This window comes from Sphaerisporangium sp. NPDC049002 (genome assembly GCF_040649355.1).
In the GTDB taxonomy this organism is placed as follows: domain Bacteria; phylum Actinomycetota; class Actinomycetes; order Streptosporangiales; family Streptosporangiaceae; genus Sphaerisporangium.
On sequence record NZ_JBEZFH010000372.1, the window covers coordinates 2,139 to 3,399 of the forward strand.

General features: G+C 56.1%; 1 rRNA gene (running past one end of the window). It reads right to left on the bottom strand.

The annotated features are described in order from the left end of the window. Window positions 1–1,181 (bottom strand): 23S ribosomal RNA (locus AB0B89_RS35515); it reaches 1,933 nt to the left of the window's first position. Window positions 1,182–1,261 lie beyond the last annotated feature (80 nt).

The following is a 1,261-nucleotide window of genomic DNA, read 5'->3' on the forward strand; positions in this document are numbered from 1 at the left end:
GGTGGCTGCTTCTAAGCCAACCTCCTGGTTGTCACTGCGACTCCACATCCTTTCCCACTTAGCACACGCTTAGGGGCCTTAGTCGGTGGTCTGGGCTGTTTCCCTCTCGACTACGGAGCTTATCCCCCGCAGTCTCACTGCCACGCTCTCACTTACCGGCATTCGGAGTTTGGCTGACGTCAGTAACCCGGTAAGGCCCATCAGCCATCCAGTGCTCTACCTCCGGCAAGAAACACGTGACGCTGCACCTAAATGCATTTCGGGGAGAACCAGCTATCACGGAGTTTGATTGGCCTTTCACCCCTACACACAGGTCATCCCCCAGGTTTTCAACCCTGGTGGGTTCGGTCCTCCACACGGTCTTACCCGCGCTTCAACCTGCCCATGCGTAGATCACTCCGCTTCGGGTCTACAGCATGCGACTCAAACGCCCTATTCAGACTCGCTTTCGCTACGGCTCCCCCACACGGGTTAACCTCGCCACACACCATAACTCGCAGGCTCATTCTTCAAAAGGCACGCAGTCACATCACAAACAAGGCAAGCCTCGTCTAAGCTCCTACGGCTTGTAGGCACACGGTTTCAGGTACTATTTCACGACCCCTCACCGGGGCGCTTTTCACCTTTCCCTCACGGTACTTGTTCACTATCGGTCATCAGGGAGTATTTAGGCTTACCAGGTGGTCCTGGCAGATTCACACAGGATTCCTCGAGCCCCGTGCTACTTGGGATCCCCTCAAACAGTCCGACCAGTTTCGCCTACCCGACTCTCACGGTCTACGGCGCAACTTCCCAGAAGCTTCGACTACCAGCCGGATTTATCACTGCTTGGAGGAACGGCAGCTCCTCCCAGAGGGTCCCACAACCCCACACACGCAACACCTGCCGGCTATCACACGCGCATGGTTTAGCCTCATCCGCTTTCGCTCACCACTACTCACGGAATCACTATTGTTTTCTCTTCCTACGGGTACTGAGATGTTTCACTTCCCCGCGTTACCACCAACCGCCCTATACATTCAGACGGCGGCAACACCACATGACTGGTGCTAGGTTTCCCCATTCGGACATCCCCGGATCAACGTCTGGTTGGCGACTCCCCGAGGCTTAACGCAGCCTCCCACGTCCTTCATCGGCTCCTGATGCCAAGGCATCCACCGTGTGCCCTAAAAAACTTGGCCACAAAGATGCTCGCGTCCACTATGCAATTCACAAACAACAAACAGGCCACCAACCCCACCCACCACCAGACACCCACACC